This window comes from Streptomyces sp. LBL (assembly GCF_029893585.1).
Classification (GTDB): Bacteria; Actinomycetota; Actinomycetes; order Streptomycetales; family Streptomycetaceae; genus Streptomyces.
Genome location: NZ_JARXYX010000005.1, coordinates 242,851 through 260,707, shown reverse-complemented (window position 1 = coordinate 260,707; position 17,857 = coordinate 242,851). Strand labels below are relative to the sequence as shown.

The following is a 17,857-nucleotide window of genomic DNA, read 5'->3' as shown; positions in this document are numbered from 1 at the left end:
TTGCACACGCCCGGCTCCTTACCACCCCCGAAATCGCACGAACCTTCCACGAGGGCCCCTTACGATCATTTGCGAACCCACGGTAACCCGGTAAGTCGCGACCGTTGGTGAACGTCCCGGTACGTACCGCTCGTACCACCTGCAGCAGAGCGCAACCGAGCTGCACGCATCAGGAGCTGCCCATGTCCCTCTCCTATTCGTCCGGCCACGACTACGACGGCGCGCCCGTGCTGGTGGAACCGCAGATCCGGCGACTGGACGGAGAGGTCCGGGAGGTGTCGGTGCCGCCGATCGCCCCGCCGGTGACCCGTGGCTCGCTGGCCGACCTGCCGTTCGACAACGCGTACGCGGCCCCCGAGGCCCAGGTGCTCAGCCGTCACACCCAGGACGGGGGCTGGGAGCATGTGACGGCGGCCCAGTTCGCCGCACAGGTCCTGGCGTTGGCGAAGGGCCTGATCGCGGAGGGCCTGGTGCCCGGCGACCGTATCGCCGTCATGGCGCGGACGATCTACGAGTGGACGCTCCTCGACTTCGCCGCGTGGGCCGCCGGCCTGGTCACCGTGCCGATCTACCCCACCTCCTCGGTCTTCCAGACCCGGTGGATCCTCCAGGACTCCGGTGCGGTCGCCCTGGTGACGGAGTACGCGGGCCAGGCCGCCGCCCTCGGCCCGGAACTCAACCGGCTGCCCGACCTGCACCACATGTGGATCATCGAGAAGGATCACCTGGAGCGCCTGGCGGAGCTCGGCGACCAGGTCCCCGACCAGGAAGTCGCCGTACGGCGCGGGATGCTGGTCCCGGACACGCTCGCCACCGTCGTCTACACCTCCGGCACCACCGGCCGCCCCAAGGGCTGTGTGCTCACCCACGGCAACTTTCTCTCCGAGGTCGACAACGCGATCGAACTCCTCCACCCCGTCTTCAAGTCGAAGTCGTCCGAGGAACTCGCCACCCTCCTCTTCCTCCCCATGTCCCACGTCTTCGGCCGCATGGTGGCGGTCGCGTGCGTCCGCGCCCGGGTTCGGGTGGGCCATGCGCCGAGCCTGAAAACGGAGGACCTGGTGGCCGAACTCAGCGCTTTCAGACCGACGTTCCTGCTCTGCATCCCGTACATGCTGGAGAAGGTCTTCAACAGCGCCCGCGCCAAGGCGGAGAACGCCGGCCGGGCGACCGCCTTCGACCGCGCGGCGAACGTCGCCATCCGCTACGGCGAGGCGATGGAGGCCCGCCAGTCCGACACCGGCCCCGGCCCCGGCGCCGCCCTCAAGGCGTCCCGCGCCTTCTACGACTCCCTCATCTACCGCCGCATCCGCAACGCCATGGGCGGCAGGGTCCGCCACATCATCTGCGGCGGCTCACCGCTCGGCCGCCGCCTCGCCGCGTTCTACGCGGGCGCGGGCATGGAGATCTACGAGGGCTACGGCCTGACCGAGACGACCGGCGCGGCCACGGTCACACCCCCGCTCAAGCCCCGGCTGGGTACCGTCGGTTGGCCGCTGCCGGGCACGAAGGTCCGCATCGCGGCGGACGGTGAGATCCTGCTCGGCGGCCACCAGGTGTTCCGCGGCTACTGGGATCCCTACGGCGGTGGAGTCATCCCCGCCTCCGCCGACGGCTGGTTCCCGACGGGCGACATCGGCCGCCTCGACGACGACGGATACCTGACGATCACCGGCCGCAAGAAGGAGATCCTCATCACCGCGGGCGGCAAGAACGTGGCCCCCGCCCCGCTGGAGAACTACCTCCGCTCCCACCCCCTCATCTCCCAGTGCATGGTCCTGGGAGACCGCCGCCCCTACATCTCCGCGCTGATCACCCTGGACATGGCGGGCGTCAGCCACTGGCGCCGGATGAACGGCAAGCACCCCGTCCCCGCCGAACTCCTTTTCAACGACGAAGAGTTGAGAAGCATCTTCCAACGGGCGGTCGACGAGGCCAACAAGCTGGTCTCCCGCCCCGAGTCCATCCGCCGGTTCACGATCCTCCCGGTCGACTTCTCCGAGGAGGCGGGTCACCTGACGCCGTCGATGAAGCTCCGCCGGGAGGTCGTCATGCGGGAGTTCGGCCAGGAGGTGGAAGGGCTGTACTCGTGAGGAAGCCGGCCCAGGCCGGTACTGACCCACGGCCGCGTCCCCGGCCGGGACTTCGAGCTGCGGCTCCTGCTGCTGCCGGAGGACACGCTCCGTATCGAGGTGAGCGACGCGAGAGCCGACCGGCGACGGCGGTTCGTGACGGAGCCGGACGCCGAGGGCGGGCGGGGGCTGCTGTTGGTGACGCTGCTGGCCCTCAGGTGGGGCGTCGCGGAGCGGGACGTCGGGAAAACGGTGTGGGCTGAACTCACCCTCAGGTAACCGGAGTCGCGTGCGCGCGGCGCCGAATCTTCGATACCCGTCTCGTTCGACGGCTGACCCGCCGCTCCGTCGTGGTTGAAGGGCCCGTCCCGGCTGCGGCCGGCGGGGCCGTACGGGATTACTGCGGACTACTGCGGACTACTGCGAGACGCTGCCTTAACCAGGAGAGACGGCGGAGCATTTCACGTCTCACCACCTCTGCCTACGGTGAAGGGGTGAAGAAAATTATCCTCGGTAATGTCGAGGTCTCGCGGGTGGTCGAGTGGCACGGTGCTTTCGGCGCCACCGATGTCCTCTTCCCGTCCGTGCCCGGCGAACTGTGGCGCCGGCACGAATCCTGGCTGGCGCCCGACTTCCTGAACGCCGAGACGGGTGAGTGGCAGGCAACCGTTCAGACCTGGATGCTGCGTAGCGCGGGCCGCACCGTTCTGGTCGATACCGGTCTGGGCCATGACAAGCCACCGGAAGGCGAGGTGTCCGACAAGCGCGACGGCGAGTTCCTCGACCGGCTGGCGGCGGCGGGGGTGCGGCCGGAGGACGTGGACCTTGTCGTCAACACTCACCTTCACAACGACCACGTGGGGTGGAACACCCGGCTGGTCGACGGCGAGTGGGTTCCGACGTTCCCCAACGCGCGATATCTGATCAGCCGCGCCGACTTCGACTTCTGGCACCCCGCCAACGGCCACGCCCCGAGGTTCGCCGACACCGGGGACAAGTTCAACGACAGCGTCCTGCCCGTCCATCAGGCCGGTCAGGCGGTGCTGTGGGAGGGCGACAGCCACCGCATCGACGAGGACCTGGTGCTGGAACTGGCGCCCGGTCACACGCCCGGCTCGGCTGTGCTGCGGCTCGAGTCCGGCACGGACCGGGCACTGTTCGTCGGCGACGTCATCCACACTCCGCTTCAGGTGATCGAACCCGATCACGACATCTGCCTGAGCGAGGACCAGGCCGAGGCCGCCCGGTCCCGGCGTCGTGTCCTGGAGCAGGCAGTCGCGACGAACAGCCTGGTGGTTCCGGCACACCTGGGCGGAGCGGGCGCCGCCGAAGTCGTGCGGTCGAACGGGACTTTCTCGATCAAGAGATGGGCGCCGCTCTTGGATGCCTGATCCCGTAGGGGAGGATTCTGCTATGGACGTGCTCAGCGACGCGATCAGCGCCATGCAGGTGGGTCGCCCCTCCATGTCGATGGCGGCGGCGGACCCATCGTGGGAGATGAACGTCCAGACCTTCGAGGGCGCCCGTTTCTACGTGGTCACCACGGGAGACATCCGGGTGACACGGCCGGACGAACAGGCCATCACCTTGGAGCCGGGCGACGCCGTTCTGTTCCCGCGCGGGACCGCACACACGCTCGTGAACGCCACCGATGGCACGGCCCAGTTCCTGTCCGGTGATTACCGGCTTGACCAAGCCCGCCCTCACCCGCTGTTCCACAACCTCCCCGATCTGGTGAGCCTTCCCGCGCGAGCGGACCGCTACCCGAGTCTCCAGGCATCGATCGACTTGTTGCGCAGCGAGCTCGGCGAACAGATGTACGGCAGGGACTTGGTGCTGCCGGCCCTGCTCGACGTGCTCCTCGTGCACCTGATCCGCGCCTGCCTCATCGAACGCGCGGGGCTGCAGGCCACCGGCTGGTGCGTCGCCCTCGACGACAAGGTGATCTCACGATCACTACGCGCCGTGCACGAACGCCCCGCTGATCCATGGACCGTGGAGTCGCTGGGCGCGCACGCGGGCCTGTCCCGTGCCGCCTTCGCCCGCAGATTCACCGCCATGGTCGGGCAGCCACCGCTCACCTATCTGACGTGGTGGCGGCTCACCACGGCGGCACGCCTGCTCCAGACGACCGACGTCCCACTGTCCGCCGTCGCGCAGCGCAGCGGCTACGGCTCCGCGTACGCCTTCGCCAACGCCTTCAAACGCGAGTACGGGATCTCCGCCGGCCGGTACCGGCAGCAACACCGCACCGACCACCAGCACCTGTCCGAGAGTTCGGCTTCGAAGCCCTGAAGACTACGAGGCCACCTGGCGCACCGAGCCTGACCGGTCCGTAAGACCGGCCTTGACCAGGCGATATCCACGCAACTGGCGTCCTGTCGCAAGCCGCAAGCCGCAAGCCGTTCACGATCCCGGGAAGGTCCGCCTATGGGCCGGCCCGAGGCGGCGTGGAAAGGCAGGAGCCCCGTCGCCTTGCGGCGCGGGGCTCCTTGGGTACTGCTATCGGTTCCGGATCAGAGCTTTGGGCTCATGAACTCAGGCAGGGGTGACATTCTCCGCCTGCGGGCCCTTCGGGCCCTGAGTGACGTCGAAGGAAACCTGCTGGTTCTCCTCCAGCGAGCGGAAACCGCTCGCGTTGATCGCGGAGTAGTGGACGAAGACGTCGGGGCCGCCGCCTTCCTGGGCGATGAATCCAAAGCCCTTTTCGGCGTTGAACCACTTCACGGTTCCGGTAGCCATAAGCCCTCCTTGGGCCCAAAGGGTTGCCCTGCTCCAGAACCCTGCAACCTGTGAAAGCAAAAATGCCGCACAAATGCATACGTCTGAATAAGACTAGAGCCCGCGGTCACATGCTCCGCAGGCTCTGTACTGCAAGGGAAACCAAACTGCAACTTGCGGCAAGCCTAGCATCCGAGCAGCCGAAAGCAATAGAGGCCAAGATCACGTCACCCGAATGTTTGAAGATCGTCTGGTGGTTGACCCCGGGGGTGAAGTGTGGAGCCTATCCCAGGGGGACTAGTCTCGCGATGTGGACATTGCTCGCAACCGGCCGCGCGTCGGCCACATCCAGTTCCTGAACTGCCTGCCTCTGTACTGGGGGCTCGCGAGAACCGGCACGCTACTCGACTTCGAGCTGACCAAGGACACTCCGGAGAAGCTCAGCGAGCGGCTGGTGCGGGGAGACCTCGACATCGGGCCCATCACCCTCGTCGAGTTCCTCAAGAACGCGGACGACCTGGTCGCCTTCCCGGACATCGCCGTGGGATGCGACGGCCCGGTGATGTCCTGCGTGATCGTCTCGCAGGTCCCGCTGGATCAGCTGGACGGCGCCCGGGTCGCCCTCGGCTCCACCTCGCGCACCTCCGTGCGCCTGGCGCAGCTGCTCCTGTCCGACCGGTTCGGCGTCCGCCCCGACTACTACACCTGCCCGCCCGACCTGAGCCTGATGATGCAGGAGGCCGAGGCCGCCGTACTCATCGGTGACGCGGCGCTGCGGGCCAACCTGATCGACGGACCCCGGTTCGGTCTGGAGGTCCACGACCTCGGCTCGCTCTGGAAGGAGTGGACCGGCCTGCCCTTCGTCTTCGCGGTCTGGGCCGCCCGCCGTGACTACCTGGAGCGCGAGCCCGTCATCACCCGCAAGGTCCACGAGGCCTTCCTCGCCTCCCGCAACCTCTCCCTCGACGAGGTCGGCAAGGTCGCCGAACAGGCGGCCCGCTGGGAGGCCTTCGACGAGGAGGTCCTGGAGCGGTACTTCACCACCCTCGACTTCCGCTTCGGCGGACCGCAGCTGGAGGCCGTCACGGAGTTCGCCCGCCGCGTCGGCCCCACCACCGGCTTCCCGGCCGACGTGAAGGTCGACCTGCTGGAGCCGTGATCCCGTGATGACCGGCTTGCTGATCGCCGCGGCCGCGCTGTGGGGTGCGGCCGCGGGCGTGCTGGTGCCACGCGCCGCGTACCGCTTCTCCGTCCCCGAGGAGGAGGACTGGCGGGAGCGGTGCCCGGGCGGGCATCCCCTCCGGGGCCCGGCCCACGGGTGGCTCGGTCGGGCGCGGTGCGGACAGTGCCCGACAGGAGACACGTACGGTCCCGGCACGTCGCGGAGCACGTACGGTCCCAGCACCCCCCTCGTCTCGCTCGTCACCGCCCTCCTCTGCGCCGGGCTCGCCGCGGCCACCGGCACCCGGCCCGAGGTCGCCGTCTGGCTGCTGCTCGCGCCCGTCGGGGTGCTGCTGGCCGTCGTCGACTTCCGGGTGCGGCGGCTGCCCGACGTGCTGACCCTGCCGCTCGCCGCCGCCGCGCTCCTCCTGCTCGGGCTGGTCACGCTCGCGCCCGAGCACACCGGCCACTGGCCGTCCGCCGCACTGGGCGCCCTCGCACTCGGCGCCGGCTACTACGTGCTGTGGTTCGTCAACCCCGGCGGCATGGGCTTCGGCGATGTGAAGCTGGCGCTCGGAGCGGGCGCCGTCCTGGGCTGGTACGGCTGGGGGACCGTGCTCCTCGGCACCTTCGCCGGATTCCTGCTCGGCGCGTTGTACGGCGGTGTCCTGGTCGTCGTGGGACGCGCGGGACGCAAGACGGCCATCCCGTTCGGGCCGTTCCTGATCGTGGGGGCGTACCTGGGGCTGCTGATCGGTGCGTACACGGCCTGAGAGCCGTCGCGGAAAACGGCTGGCGTAGGCTGGCCCAGTCCGTCCAACCCCTTGACGAAAGGGACGTTCCCGGTGACCGAGAAGGCCGACCTCCAGTCTGTGCTCGACCGCGCCGCGGCAGGCGGACGCATCACGCCGGAGGAGGCACTCGACCTCTACCGTGACGCCCCCCTGCACGCGCTCGGCGCCGCCGCCGACGCCGTACGCCGCCGCCGGTACGCGGGTACCGAGCACATCGCCACGTACATCATCGAGCGCAACATCAACTACACGAACGTGTGCGTCACGGCGTGCAAGTTCTGCGCCTTCTACGCGGCCCCCAAGGACACCGCCAAGGGCTGGACCCGCGACCTGGACGACATCCTGCGCCGGTGCGCGGAGACCGTCGAGCTCGGCGGGACGCAGATCATGTTCCAGGGCGGCCACCACCCGGACTACGGCGTCGAGTACTACGAGCAGCACTTCTCCGCCATCAAGCAGGCCTTCCCGCAGCTGGTCATCCACAGCCTCGGGGCGAGCGAGGTCGAGCACATGGCCCGGATCTCCGGTGTGACGGTGGAAGACGCCATCTCGCGCATCCACGCCGCCGGCCTCGACTCCTTCGCCGGTGCCGGTGCCGAGCTGCTCCCCGAGCGGCCCCGCAAGGCCATCGCCCCGCTGAAGGAGTCCGGCGAGCGCTGGCTGGAGATCATGGAGACCGCGCACCGGCTCGGTGTGGAGTCGACGTCGACCATGCTCATGGGGACCGGCGAGACCAACGCCGAGCGCATCGAGCACCTGCGGATGATCCGGGACGTACAGGACCGCACGGGCGGCTTCCGGGCCTTCATCCCGTACACGTACCAGCCCGAGAACAACCGCCTGAAGGGCCGCACCCAGGCGACGCTCTTCGAGTACCTGCGGATGATCGCCATCGCGCGGCTGTTCATGGACAACATCGCCCACATCCAGGGCTCGTGGCTGACCACGGGCAAGGAGACCGGCCAACTGTCGCTGCACTACGGCGCGGACGACCTCGGCTCGATCATGCTGGAGGAGAACGTGGTCTCCTCCGCCGGCGCCAAGCACCGCTCCAACCGGATGGAGATTATCGACCTCATCCGCAAGGCGGGCCGGGTCCCGGCCCAGCGGACCACGACGTACGAGCACATCGTCGTCCACGACGACCCGGCGAACGACCCCGTCGACGAGCGGGTGATGTCCCACATCTCGTCCACGGCGATCGAGGGTGGCACGGCTCACCCGGAGCTGAAACTGCTCGCCTCCAACTGACTGACGTACCCGTGCTGACGATTCACACCGCCGACGAGCTGCGGTACGGCTGGGCCGACGACTTTGGCGTCGGCTCCGACGAGGACTTCGACGACGACTTTGGCGTCGGCTCCGACGAGGACTTCGACGAGGACTTTGGCGTCGGCTCGGACGAGGACTTCGACGACGGCTCGGACGACAACGCGGACGTCGACTCGGACGACGGCCCGGGCATCGACTCGGAGCCGGTGAAGAACGGTGCCGTCGCCGTGGAGGCCGGCCGGGTCGTGGGGACGGGGACGCTGGCCGAGGTGCAGGAGCGGTTTCCGGGCGCCCGGGTGCGGCGCTGGCCCGGCGTCCTCGGGCCCGCCCTCCTTCACCAGGGCCCGCTCCCCAACGCGCCGACTCCGCGCGAGCGTATCCACGAGGTGCTGAAACTGGGGGCGACGGCCGTCATGGAGGAGCACGCCGACACCCCCGAACTCCGGTCCGCGGCAGCGCGGAACGACGTCGTCGTGGTGCCCCGCGACACGACCGTCCGCCGGCGGACGGCCCTCATCGGCACCGGCCGCGCGGACCTCGCGGTCTTCGACGGGACGGGCGCCTGTATCGCGACGGTATGCGCGGGGCGCCTCGTGCACAGGCGTCGCTAGTGCTGTGACCGCACGGGCACGGGTTCGCCGGTGGCTTGCCAGCCGCGGAGGATCGCGCTGAGGGCCTGCTCGGCGAGTCGTTGTGCGTGTTCGGTCCCGATGGTGCCGAGATAGCCGAGCGAGGCCATGCCGTACAGCGTGCCCCACACGATCTCGCAGGCCTCGGCGCGGTCGGCCAGGTCCACGCCGTGCGCGTCCGACCAGGTCGTGAGCAGCTCCTTCAGGACGTCGAGGGCCGGTTCCGCGGCGCGTCGGCGCTCGTCCGCATCGACCATGGCGGAGTTCATGGCCTCATAGAGGTGAGGGTGCTCGCCTGCGAATCGCACGTACTCGGACGCGACCCCCAGCATGCGCCGGTCGATGTCGGGCTCTTCGAGAACCCGTCTGAGCTCGGCCAGCATCAGGCCGTAGCCGTGCGCGACCAGCTGCAGCACTAGTGCGTCCTTGTTGGCGAAGTGCTGGTAGACGACCGGCGCCGTGTACTCCACGTCGGCCGCGATGCGCCGGATGGTCAGCGCGGCGGCGCCCTCGTTCTCCAGGACGCGCAGCGCGGCCTCGATGATCCGGTCGTGGGTGCTTGCCCGTTCACGGGCGCGTCGTGTGCTGTTCGGCATGTCCCGTCACTTCGCTTCGGTGGCTTCCCGGACAGTAGCCGCTCTCCTTGACAGTGCTGCCGCCACATCCTAGGTTAACGACGTTAGGAAATCTAACAGTGTTAGAAAATGGGGCGCAGAGAATGATCTACCACATCAATCGCGTCAAGATGAAGGCGAACGCGGCACCGGAGCGAATCGAGGCAGCGCTGGAAAGCTGGCGCAACCAGGGCCGGTCGGTGCCCTCCGTCAAGTCCTTCCTCGTCGGCCGCGATCTCGGCGGCGACTTCGGCGGCGACTTCGAGTACAGCGCTGTGTTCGCCGTCGAGGACCTCGACGGCCTCTTCGAGTACCTGACGCACCCGACGACCCATGAGACCGATCACCTAGGGCTTGACCTGGTCGAGGACCTCGCCATCTTCGACGTCAGCGACGATGACGACCCCGAGCTGAACGCGAAGATCCAGGAGTTGCACCGCCGCCGCAATGAACTCAACCCCGACGTGGCGGGGATGCTGGCCGACGTGCCCACCTACCGCGGCGCCGGCGTGGACGACCGATGACGTCTGGGCCGGCCTGCGGTGCCGCCTCTGTGAGGGGAGCCGACTGCAGGCCGACCCGGGGCGGCTCAGGAGACGGGCCGCTGTCCAGACAGTGCGGCCCACGGCCTGGCGGTACACCGCGGACCCTGCCACGCCGAGATCACGGGTGACTGTGTTCGGCGACAGGCCGGCGCCCCTTCGGATGGCGCTTGGCCACGGTCTTGATCTCTCTTGATCTCCTCGGTCATTTCGGCGCGGATGCGCGCCCAGAGCGAGTTGGTGCTCAGCAAGCGGGCGCTTCGAAAGCGCTGCTCCAACCCGTGAGCACGATTCAAACACTCTTGTCACTCTCGCCAGAGAGCAGTGATCTCAAAGAAGGATGTCCGTCATGGCTGACCATGTCATCATCGGTGCCGGCTCCATCGGCACGAACGTCGCGCGCCTTCTCATCGAGCGCGGCGAGAGCGTCCGGATGGTCACGCGCAGCGGCTCGGGCCCCGACCACCCACTGATCGAGCGGGTTGCCGCGGACGCCTCCGCCGCGGCCCGCCTCACCGAACTGTCCCGCGACGCGAAGGTGATCTACCACTGCGCGAACCCGCCCTCGTACACGACGTGGGAGCGCTTGCTGCCGCCCCTGCAAACGGCGGTGATCGCCGCCGCGAAGGCGAACGACGCGGTCCTGGCGCTCACCGCCGGCCTCTACGCCTACGGCGAGCAGCCCGGCGGACAGATGGACGAGCACACCCCGATGGCTGCCACCGGGCGCAAGGGCCGTCTGCGCAAGCGGTTGTGGGAGCAGTCGCTGAACGCCGGTATCCGTACAGTCGAGGTCCGCGGATCGGACTACATCGGCAAAGACGCGGCCAGCCTCTACTCCATGATCATCGGTCCGGCCCTGGAGAAAGGCCGCGCAGCCTGGATCCCGGGGCACCTGGACATGCCGCACACCTTCACCTGCAACCGTGACATGGCCACGGCCCTGGTCACGCTCGCCCAGGACGAACGGGCTTGGGGCCGCGCCTGGCACGTACCGTCCCCACCGGCCATCACCATCCGTGAGCTCGCACAGCGTTACGCAGCGGCCGCGGGCAAGCCGCCGATCAAACTGATCCAGCTGCCGCGATTCGTCATGCGTGCGGCCGGCGTATTCGTTCCGATTGCCCGGGAGATCGCTGAGATGGACTACCAGTGGTACGCGCCGTTCCGACTGGACGCGACCGAGACGGCTCGCACCTTCGGCCTGACCACCACCGACCTCGACGTCGCCCTCCGCGACCAAGTCGGCGCGATCGCGGTCTAGCTAGCCGGCGAACACCTTCGCGAACGCCCCCGAACGCTGCTTCACCCCACTGCAGTCGGTGGCGGCGTCGTCGTCCCCGGCACGGCCCTTCTCGCACTGCTGGTCGCGGAACGTGGACCACATCGACACCCAGGCGACCTCGTTCTCCTGGGCGAACGCCCGTACCTGGGCCGCGTCGGAGAGCGTGAACGTCTCGCCTTCGACGTCGTTCACGCCGATCATCGAGGTCAGCGCCATGCCCCGCCAGGCGGCCGCGGCCGACAGACCGAACACCTTCTCCAGCTGGGTGTGCGCGGCCTTGGCCGAGGCGATCGCGTAGTCGCCCATGTCACCGTCGTACGACTCCCCGTAGTCCATCGCCATGAGGTTGACGGTGGAGACCTGCACGTCGTGCTCGTTGGCGGACTCCAGCAGCGCCAGGCTGTCCGCTTCGAGACCGGAGGGCATCACCGGGAGGGTGAAGGAGACGCGGAGATCGCCGCGGTCCCTCTGCAGGAGCGCTATCGCCTCGGAGCGCAGGCCCACCGAGTCGGAGTCCGCCAGTCCGGCGCCCTCGATGTCGAAGTCGGCCTGCGTGGCCCCGGCCGCGTCCAGGGCCGCGCCGTACGCCTCGGCCAGCGCGGACGCGCTGTCGCAGGTCGCCGCGAGCTCCTTCCCGGAGGCCCCGCCGAAGGAGACCCGTACGGTGGCCCCGTCCTTCTTCAACCGCGCCATACGGGACGTCACCGTGGAGTCGCCGATCGCGTGGGTGCCGTTCCACTTCGGCGTGCAGCGGTTGCCGTCGGAGATGACGAAGGCCGCGTTGTACGTCGTGGGGGAACCGACGGAGTCGAGAGCGGACGCCTCGGTGGCGCTGACGTAGGGGGCGTACGAGACGGACGTCGCGTTATCCCCGGTCTCCCCGGTGGGGGAGGCGCTCGACTGCGTCGGTTGCTTGGGGCGCATCGGTTGCTTCGGTGCGCTGGACGCGGAGCACCCCGCGGTGGCCAGGGTGAACAGACAGGTGAGCGCGGCCGCAGACCTCAGGAAACTCCGCATCGAGTTGGCTCCCGCTCTCGTGATTTCCGTCCCGGGCCGCAAAGTTGCTGCGTCCGGAGTGGGAATGTCTCACACGGAGCCGTGTCAGGTGTCGACAGCCGTCACACGGGCGCTTCGCGGTCAGAAGCAGTCATAAGCAGCAATAAGCAGTCAGAAGCGGTCCGAAGTTGCCGAAAGTGGTGTTTCGGACGGGTGATCCGGTCCTGAAGTGGGTCAGGGCCCGCCTCCGGATCGACTTCGCGGCTGGATCCTGGTCGTGGTGTTCGTTCCGTTGTGCGGGTGGGCGGAGGACGCGTTGCGCGGGTGGGCGGAGGACGTGGCCGTGAGGAAGAAGCCGCGGCTCCTCCCGTGAACCCGGGCTGTAAGAATGGGCCCGTGACCCGCGCTTCCCTGAACAAGCAGCCGCACGAAGTCGCTTCGATGTTCGACGACGTGGCGGAACGGTACGACCTGACGAACGACGTGCTCTCGCTCGGCCAGGACCGGGTGTGGCGCAGAGAGGTCGCCAAAGCCGTCGACGCCCGCCCCGCGCAGAAGGTCCTGGACCTGGCCGCCGGGACGGCCACGTCCTCGCTGCCCTTCGCCCGCACCGGCGCGTACGTCGTCCCCTGTGACTTCTCGCTCGGCATGCTCCAGGTCGGCAAGCGCAAGCACACGTGGCTGCCGTTCACCGCCGGCGACGCGACGAAGCTGCCCTTCAAGGACGACACCTTCGACGCCGTCACCATCTCCTTCGGGCTGCGCAACGTGCAGGACACCGACGCCGCCCTGCGGGAGATGTACCGGGTGACCAAGCCCGGCGGCCGGGTGGTGATCTGCGAGTTCTCGCACCCGACCTGGGCGCCCTTCAGGACCGTCTACACCGAGTACCTGATGCGTGCCCTGCCGCCGGTCGCGCGCGCGGTGTCCTCCAACCCCGACGCGTACGTCTATCTCGCCGAGACCATCCGCGCCTGGCCCGACCAGCCCGCACTCGCCCAGCGACTGCAGCAGGCCGGCTGGTCGAAGGTGGCCTGGCGCGACCTGACCGGCGGGATCGTGGCGCTCCACCGGGGCTTCAAGCCCGGCGGTCACTGACGAACTGGTCGACGAACTGGTCGACGAACGGGTCGACGAACGGCTCGGCGAAGGAGTCGGTGACCAGGCGGCCGGCGGTCGCCGGTCAGTAGAGCGACCCGAACCCGGCGGCGGCGTAGGGACCTCCCGGCTCGTCGAGCTCGCGCTGCATGCCACCTCCGCCCGGACGCGGGAGCCGTGGCTCGTGCACGCCTGAGCCTCCGCCGCCCTCCCCGTCGCCGAAGTCGAACCAGACGGTGACCACGGCCCCGCGCGGCACCTCGACTCCGGGTGGTGGGTACTGCCGTACGACATAGTCGACGACAGTGTGAGGGAAGTCGGGGCGGTCGGGCGCGGCGAGCAGTACGCCGCCCGACGCGGCTGTCTCGCGTGCGTCCATGGCCATCAGCCCGATGAGCTTCGGCACTCGCACTTCGGGAGACTTGGGTGTTATGCGCACAGATGTCACCCCCAGCGGTACTGGCAGGGTAAACCCGGCCCCGGCGCCCCCGGAAGAGCCACATACCCTTCTGTGACAGTCAGTTACTGTCGGCGACTGTCCGGTCCTTCAGGTCGAGCCGGTAACAGTGCCCCTCACGCTGGGGCGCCGAGGTCCGGAACACCTCGGCGAGACGCATGCCCAGCCGCTTGGCGACCGCGACGGACCGGGTGTTGCGCGCGTCGACCATGGCGACCACGCTCGGCACGTCCGCCGCTCTGACCCGTTCCAGCGTCAGCTCCGCCGCGGCGGTCGCGTAACCCCGGCCCCAGTACTCCCGCCCGAGCCGCCAGCCGATCTCGATCTCGCCCTTGGGGCCCCACGCCCGCTCCCACGGCTGGGCCCCGGTGAAGCCGATGACCTGCCCGGACTCGTCGAGCATGGTCCACAGGCAGAAACCCCGCTCGGCGTCGTGCCGGCGCTGGCGCGCGGTGAGCTCTTCGTAGACCGAGAGCTCCGCGATCCTGCCGCCGTGGAACTCCATGACGTCCGGGTGGGCGAAGACCCGATGCCATGCCACGGCGTCCTCGTCGGTCGGGACACGCAGCCGTACTACGGGGAGAGCTCGGTTCACGGGGCAACCCTTCAGCCGGGTGATCAATTCTGCTGAATAGACTGCCCATGTCCAGTGCCGGTCGGCACGCATATTCCGAACCTGGGGAGATCCCGCCGTGACCGAGCCCCTCTCCGAAAACACCGCCGACGTGATCGTCGTCGGCGCGGGGCCAGCCGGCTCCACCACCGCGTACCACCTCGCCAAGGCCGGACTCGATGTGCTCCTGCTGGAGAAGACCGAGTTCCCTCGCGAGAAGGTGTGCGGCGACGGCCTCACCCCGCGTGCCACCAAGCAGATCGTGGCCATGGGGATCGACATCTCCGAGGAGGCCGGCTGGCTGCGCAACAAGGGCCTCAGGATCATCGGCGGGGGTGTGCGGTTGCAGCTCGACTGGCCGGAACTTGCCTCCTTCCCGGACTACGGCCTCGTCCGCAAGCGCGACGACTTCGACGAGCAGCTCGCCCGCCAGGCGCAGAAGGCGGGCGCCCGTCTGTACGAGCGCTGCAACGTGGGCGCGCCCATCGTCGACGACCGCACCGGCCACATCACCGGAGTCCACGCCAAGCTCGGCGATAGCGGTGAGAAGCGCGAGGTCACCTTCCGCGCGCCGCTGGTCGTCGCGGCCGACGGCAACTCGACCCGGCTCTCGTTGGCGATGGGCCTGCACCGCCGCGAGGACCGCCCGATGGGCGTCGCGGTCCGTACGTACTTCACCAGCCCGCGCCACGAGGACGACTACCTGGAGTCCTGGCTGGAACTCTGGGACCGCCGCGGGGCCGAGGACCGTCTCCTCCCCGGTTACGGCTGGATCTTCGGCATGGGCGACGGCACCTCCAACGTCGGCCTGGGCGTCCTGAACACCTCCGACTCCTTCAAGGAGCTGGACTGGCGCGAGGTCCTGAAGGCCTGGTGCGCCTCGATGCCGGAGGACTGGGGCTACACCCCCGACAACATGACGGGCCCGATCCGCGGCGCGGCTCTCCCCATGGCCTTCAACCGCCAACCGCACTACACGCGCGGTCTGCTGCTGGTCGGCGACGCCGGCGGCCTGGTGAACCCCTTCAACGGCGAGGGCATCGCCTACGCCATGGAGTCCGGCCAGATCGCCGCCGACGTCATCGTCCAGGCCCATGCCCGGTCCACGCCCGCGGGCCGCGAACTGGCCCTCCAGCGCTACCCGCGGGTCCTCAAGGACACCTACGGCGGCTACTACACCCTGGGCCGCGCCTTCGTGAAGCTCATCGGCAACCCGAAGGTCATGAAGATCGCGGCCCAGCGCGGGCTGACCCACCCCGTCCTGATGAAGTTCACCCTGAAAATGCTCGCCAACCTCACCGACCCGACGGGCGGCGACGCGATGGACCGCATCATCAACGGGCTCAGCAAGGTGGCGCCGAAGGCGTGATCAGCCGCTGAGCGCGGCCGTCTTGGCGGCCCGGCGGGCGACGACCTCTTCCCGCCGGTCCGCCACCTGCCGCAGCGCGCAGGCGCGTCGCCGACCTTGGCGCTGCCGTCGGCGTCTCTGGCCTCAGCGGGTACCGGCTCGGCCTGCCCCCCACCTTCGGTCCTCGGGTAGCACGCACGGCCCTCGGGTAGCACGCACGGGTAGGGCCGCTGCCCCGAGCGGCAGCGGCCCTCACTTCGTACGGTGTGCGCGGCTCGGTTCAGAGCACGCGCACCGCGCCCGACGCCGGGTACCCGGACAGCTCCTGGATGACGACGCCCTTGGACGGGTTGGCCGCGTCCAGATACTGGCCGTCACCGATGTAGACGCCCACGTGGTACGCCGAGCCCTTGCCGCCCCAGTAGAGGATGTCGCCGACCTGGATGTTGGACAGCGAGACATCGGTGCCGGACATCGACTGGTCCTGGGAGACGCGGGGCAGGTCCACCCCGACCTGCCGGAACGCGGCCTGGACGAGGCTGGAGCAGTCCCAGGCGTTGGGGCCGGTGGCGCCCATGACGTAGGCGTCGCCCACCTGTGCCTTGAGGAAGCCGATGACCGTCGCGACGCTGCCGCTGGCGGGCGCGGAGGCGGTCGTCGTCGTGGTGCTGGTGCTGGTGCTGGTGCTGCTGCTGGGGCTGCTGGCGGCGGAGAGCGTGGTCCGCTCGCTGCTGCGGGTCGCGCGATCGGCAGCTTCCTGGCGGGCCGCTTCCTGCGCGGCCTTCTTCTTGGCCTCCGCCTTCTTCTTCGCCTCAGCGAGGTCCGCCTTGGCCTGCTTCGCGGCCTTCGCGGCGGCCGCGTCACGCTCGGCCTGCAGCTGATAGTTCGCCGCCGCCTGCTGGGTGGCGTCGGCGGACTCCGCGATCTGGCTGCCCAGGTCGGCCGTCAGGGTGGGCAGTTCCAGGGTCTGCGTCACCGGCTCGGCGGCGTTCGCCGCGCCGGACGCCCCGGCGACTGCCAGGGTGCTGAGGACGCCACCGGCAACTCCGGCCCGCATCGCGATGGTCGACGCGCTGCGGCGGGGTTTCCGGTGGCTGCGTATGTGAGCGGTGTGGGACATGAGAACAACCGGTATCAGGGGCTCCTCCATACCTTCAAGAAACGTGTGGTGCGCCACAGTTGTTCAATGGGGCCCCCGAACGCCGCGTGTGGCGTCCTTTATTGACGCCGTAACGGACATTGCGGGCACAGATCATCAGGCCTGTGATCATGGACTTTCATCGTTACGCCCTAATTGCCCTCCGCATACCATCTGTTGCGGTCGGTGGCCAAGCTTGCTCCCCGGACGCCCCTCATTGATGTGACGGAGGTCATGTGGCGGTGGCGAGGTCGGCCGTCTTCCGTGTGTGGATCACGGACCGGTGTCGAGGGGGTCACGGGCAGGACCCGCTTGTGAACGTGTGCACACATCCACATCCACACAACCCCTGCATCTGCTGTGTGAATGCGCGCATTATCAAGCGCTCCCGTCCAGCGCCAATTTGCATGCAAGGGAAGCCTCTTGATATGGAGAGGCCCTTCTCGAGCTGCGCTGACGAGCGGAAATGTCACCTCTCGTGACCACTCGGACGCTTCTTGTGTGAAGGTCACCGCTCATCCGACTTCATGATCCTTCATCGGGTGGTGGAGATCACAAAGCTTGTCCAATACCCCGTGTCGCAGATCACAGACCGGCGGGCATAAGATGCGCATCAGTTGGGCTTGTGACCTGCTTCACATGTTCTCGATCTTCGCCAGGACGAGCGGGGTTCGTCGGGCGCGTGAGACGGATGTGAGTCCGATGCCATCGCCAGCAGTCAGTGCCGACTGAGAGGAGCGGGGAGCGGTGAACGCATATGCGCCCATCCTCGTACTGGGAGCCCTCGGGGCAGGCTTTGCGATCTTCTCCGTGGTCATGGCCACGCTGATCGGTCCGAAGCGGTACAACCGGGCCAAGCTCGAGGCCTACGAATGCGGGATCGAGCCGACCCCCACGCCGGCCGGCGGCGGGCGCTTCCCCATCAAGTACTACCTGACGGCGATGCTCTTCATCGTCTTCGACATCGAGATCGTCTTCCTCTACCCCTGGGCCGTCACCTTCGACGCCCTGGGTGTCTTCGGGCTCGTCGAGATGCTGCTCTTCGTGCTCACCGTCTTCGTCGCGTACGCGTACGTATGGCGGCGCGGCGGCCTGGAATGGGACTGAGGGGCCTTTA

Annotated in this window: 18 protein-coding genes and 1 pseudogene; 13 read left to right on the top strand and 6 right to left on the bottom strand. The window is 68.5% G+C overall.

Annotation, left to right across the window (positions count from 1 at the left end):
* Positions 1-182 precede the first annotated feature (182 nt).
* The 4 genes and pseudogenes from M2271_RS08265 (at position 183) to M2271_RS08250 (ending at position 4,367) form a co-directional block, all read left to right on the top strand.
* On the top strand, positions 183-2,093 hold the full coding sequence (locus tag M2271_RS08265; protein WP_280886442.1) for an AMP-binding protein: 1,911 nt from the start codon (positions 183-185) through the stop codon (positions 2,091-2,093).
* Positions 2,094-2,114: 21 nt separating this feature from the next.
* Positions 2,115-2,351, top strand: a pseudogene (locus M2271_RS08260) (ATP-binding protein); the annotation flags it as partial.
* 215 nt (positions 2,352-2,566) lie between these two features.
* A complete protein-coding gene (locus M2271_RS08255) occupies positions 2,567-3,463 on the top strand; it encodes an MBL fold metallo-hydrolase (RefSeq protein ID WP_280886441.1) in 897 nt (298 codons plus the stop codon).
* A gap of 22 nt (positions 3,464-3,485) precedes the next feature.
* Positions 3,486-4,367: an AraC family transcriptional regulator gene (locus M2271_RS08250; protein ID WP_280886440.1), complete on the top strand. Its 882-nt coding sequence runs from the start codon at positions 3,486-3,488 to the stop codon at positions 4,365-4,367.
* Positions 4,368-4,610: 243 nt separating this feature from the next.
* On the opposite strand, the gene M2271_RS08245 is transcribed toward M2271_RS08250, so the two are convergent.
* On the bottom strand, positions 4,611-4,814 hold the full coding sequence (locus M2271_RS08245; protein WP_280886439.1) for a cold-shock protein: 204 nt from the start codon (positions 4,812-4,814) through the stop codon (positions 4,611-4,613).
* 289 nt (positions 4,815-5,103) lie between these two features.
* Here M2271_RS08245 and M2271_RS08240 point away from each other — a divergent pair, with 289 nt between their 5' ends.
* The 4 genes from M2271_RS08240 (at position 5,104) to M2271_RS08225 (ending at position 8,631) form a co-directional block, all read left to right on the top strand.
* Complete coding sequence (locus tag M2271_RS08240) at positions 5,104-5,952, top strand: menaquinone biosynthesis protein (RefSeq protein WP_280886438.1); 849 nt, start codon at positions 5,104-5,106, stop codon at positions 5,950-5,952.
* Between the two features lie 7 nt (positions 5,953-5,959).
* Entirely contained in the window at positions 5,960-6,727 is a 768-nt protein-coding gene (locus M2271_RS08235; RefSeq protein ID WP_280886437.1) for a prepilin peptidase, read from the top strand.
* Positions 6,728-6,799: 72 nt separating this feature from the next.
* A complete protein-coding gene (gene mqnC, locus M2271_RS08230; protein ID WP_280886436.1) occupies positions 6,800-7,999 on the top strand; it encodes a cyclic dehypoxanthinyl futalosine synthase in 1,200 nt (399 codons plus the stop codon).
* A gap of 212 nt (positions 8,000-8,211) precedes the next feature.
* Positions 8,212-8,631, top strand: a complete 420-nt coding sequence (locus M2271_RS08225; RefSeq protein ID WP_280886513.1) for a hypothetical protein — start codon at positions 8,212-8,214, stop codon at positions 8,629-8,631.
* Here the strand turns inward: M2271_RS08225 and M2271_RS08220 are convergent.
* Positions 8,628-9,245 (bottom strand): TetR/AcrR family transcriptional regulator, encoded by a 618-nt coding sequence (locus M2271_RS08220; RefSeq protein ID WP_280886435.1) that lies wholly within the window; start codon positions 9,243-9,245, stop codon positions 8,628-8,630. The genes M2271_RS08225 and M2271_RS08220 overlap by 4 nt on opposite strands.
* A 122-nt stretch (positions 9,246-9,367) precedes the next feature.
* Between M2271_RS08220 and M2271_RS08215 the strand changes: the two genes are divergently transcribed.
* Positions 9,368-9,787 (top strand): Dabb family protein, encoded by a 420-nt coding sequence (locus M2271_RS08215; RefSeq protein WP_280886434.1) that lies wholly within the window; start codon positions 9,368-9,370, stop codon positions 9,785-9,787.
* Between the two features lie 367 nt (positions 9,788-10,154).
* On the top strand, positions 10,155-11,069 hold the full coding sequence (locus tag M2271_RS08210) for an NAD-dependent epimerase/dehydratase family protein (protein ID WP_280886433.1): 915 nt from the start codon (positions 10,155-10,157) through the stop codon (positions 11,067-11,069).
* Here M2271_RS08210 and M2271_RS08205 read toward each other — a convergent pair whose 3' ends face one another.
* Positions 11,070-12,107: a chitinase gene (locus tag M2271_RS08205; RefSeq protein WP_280886432.1), complete on the bottom strand. Its 1,038-nt coding sequence runs from the start codon at positions 12,105-12,107 to the stop codon at positions 11,070-11,072.
* Between the two features lie 375 nt (positions 12,108-12,482).
* Here M2271_RS08205 and M2271_RS08200 point away from each other — a divergent pair, with 375 nt between their 5' ends.
* Positions 12,483-13,184 carry a demethylmenaquinone methyltransferase gene (locus tag M2271_RS08200; protein WP_280886431.1) on the top strand — a complete coding sequence of 234 codons (702 nt, stop codon included), beginning with the start codon at positions 12,483-12,485 and terminating at the stop codon, positions 13,182-13,184.
* A gap of 85 nt (positions 13,185-13,269) precedes the next feature.
* On the opposite strand, the gene M2271_RS08195 is transcribed toward M2271_RS08200, so the two are convergent.
* Together M2271_RS08195 and M2271_RS08190 are read right to left on the bottom strand one after the other, a co-directional pair.
* Positions 13,270-13,623 (bottom strand): PASTA domain-containing protein, encoded by a 354-nt coding sequence (locus M2271_RS08195; RefSeq protein WP_280886430.1) that lies wholly within the window; start codon positions 13,621-13,623, stop codon positions 13,270-13,272.
* A gap of 79 nt (positions 13,624-13,702) precedes the next feature.
* Complete coding sequence (locus tag M2271_RS08190) at positions 13,703-14,236, bottom strand: GNAT family N-acetyltransferase (protein WP_280886429.1); 534 nt, start codon at positions 14,234-14,236, stop codon at positions 13,703-13,705.
* Between the two features lie 97 nt (positions 14,237-14,333).
* Between M2271_RS08190 and M2271_RS08185 the strand changes: the two genes are divergently transcribed.
* Positions 14,334-15,623, top strand: coding sequence for a geranylgeranyl reductase family protein (locus M2271_RS08185; protein WP_280886428.1), 1,290 nt, complete (start codon positions 14,334-14,336; stop codon positions 15,621-15,623).
* Between the two features lie 259 nt (positions 15,624-15,882).
* On the opposite strand, the gene M2271_RS08180 is transcribed toward M2271_RS08185, so the two are convergent.
* On the bottom strand, positions 15,883-16,752 hold the full coding sequence (locus M2271_RS08180; protein WP_280886427.1) for a C40 family peptidase: 870 nt from the start codon (positions 16,750-16,752) through the stop codon (positions 15,883-15,885).
* A gap of 735 nt (positions 16,753-17,487) precedes the next feature.
* Between M2271_RS08180 and M2271_RS08175 the strand changes: the two genes are divergently transcribed.
* Positions 17,488-17,847: an NADH-quinone oxidoreductase subunit A gene (locus tag M2271_RS08175; RefSeq protein ID WP_007383963.1), complete on the top strand. Its 360-nt coding sequence runs from the start codon at positions 17,488-17,490 to the stop codon at positions 17,845-17,847.
* The last annotated feature ends 10 nt before the right edge of the window (positions 17,848-17,857 follow it).

Excerpts from the sequence above, each read along its gene's own strand:
- M2271_RS08265 (WP_280886442.1), top strand. The coding sequence starts at position 183 with ATGTCCCTCTCCTATTCGTCCGGCCACGACTACGACGGCGCGCCCGTG.
- M2271_RS08250 (WP_280886440.1), top strand. The coding sequence starts at position 3,486 with ATGGACGTGCTCAGCGACGCGATCAGCGCCATGCAGGTGGGTCGCCCC.
- M2271_RS08245 (WP_280886439.1), bottom strand. The coding sequence starts at position 4,814 with ATGGCTACCGGAACCGTGAAGTGGTTCAACGCCGAAAAGGGCTTTGGA.
- M2271_RS08235 (WP_280886437.1), top strand. The coding sequence starts at position 5,960 with ATGACCGGCTTGCTGATCGCCGCGGCCGCGCTGTGGGGTGCGGCCGCG.
- M2271_RS08220 (WP_280886435.1), bottom strand. The coding sequence starts at position 9,245 with ATGCCGAACAGCACACGACGCGCCCGTGAACGGGCAAGCACCCACGAC.
- M2271_RS08215 (WP_280886434.1), top strand. The coding sequence starts at position 9,368 with ATGATCTACCACATCAATCGCGTCAAGATGAAGGCGAACGCGGCACCG.
- M2271_RS08210 (WP_280886433.1), top strand. The coding sequence starts at position 10,155 with ATGGCTGACCATGTCATCATCGGTGCCGGCTCCATCGGCACGAACGTC.
- M2271_RS08205 (WP_280886432.1), bottom strand. The coding sequence starts at position 12,107 with ATGCGGAGTTTCCTGAGGTCTGCGGCCGCGCTCACCTGTCTGTTCACC.
- M2271_RS08180 (WP_280886427.1), bottom strand. The coding sequence starts at position 16,752 with ATGGAGGAGCCCCTGATACCGGTTGTTCTCATGTCCCACACCGCTCAC.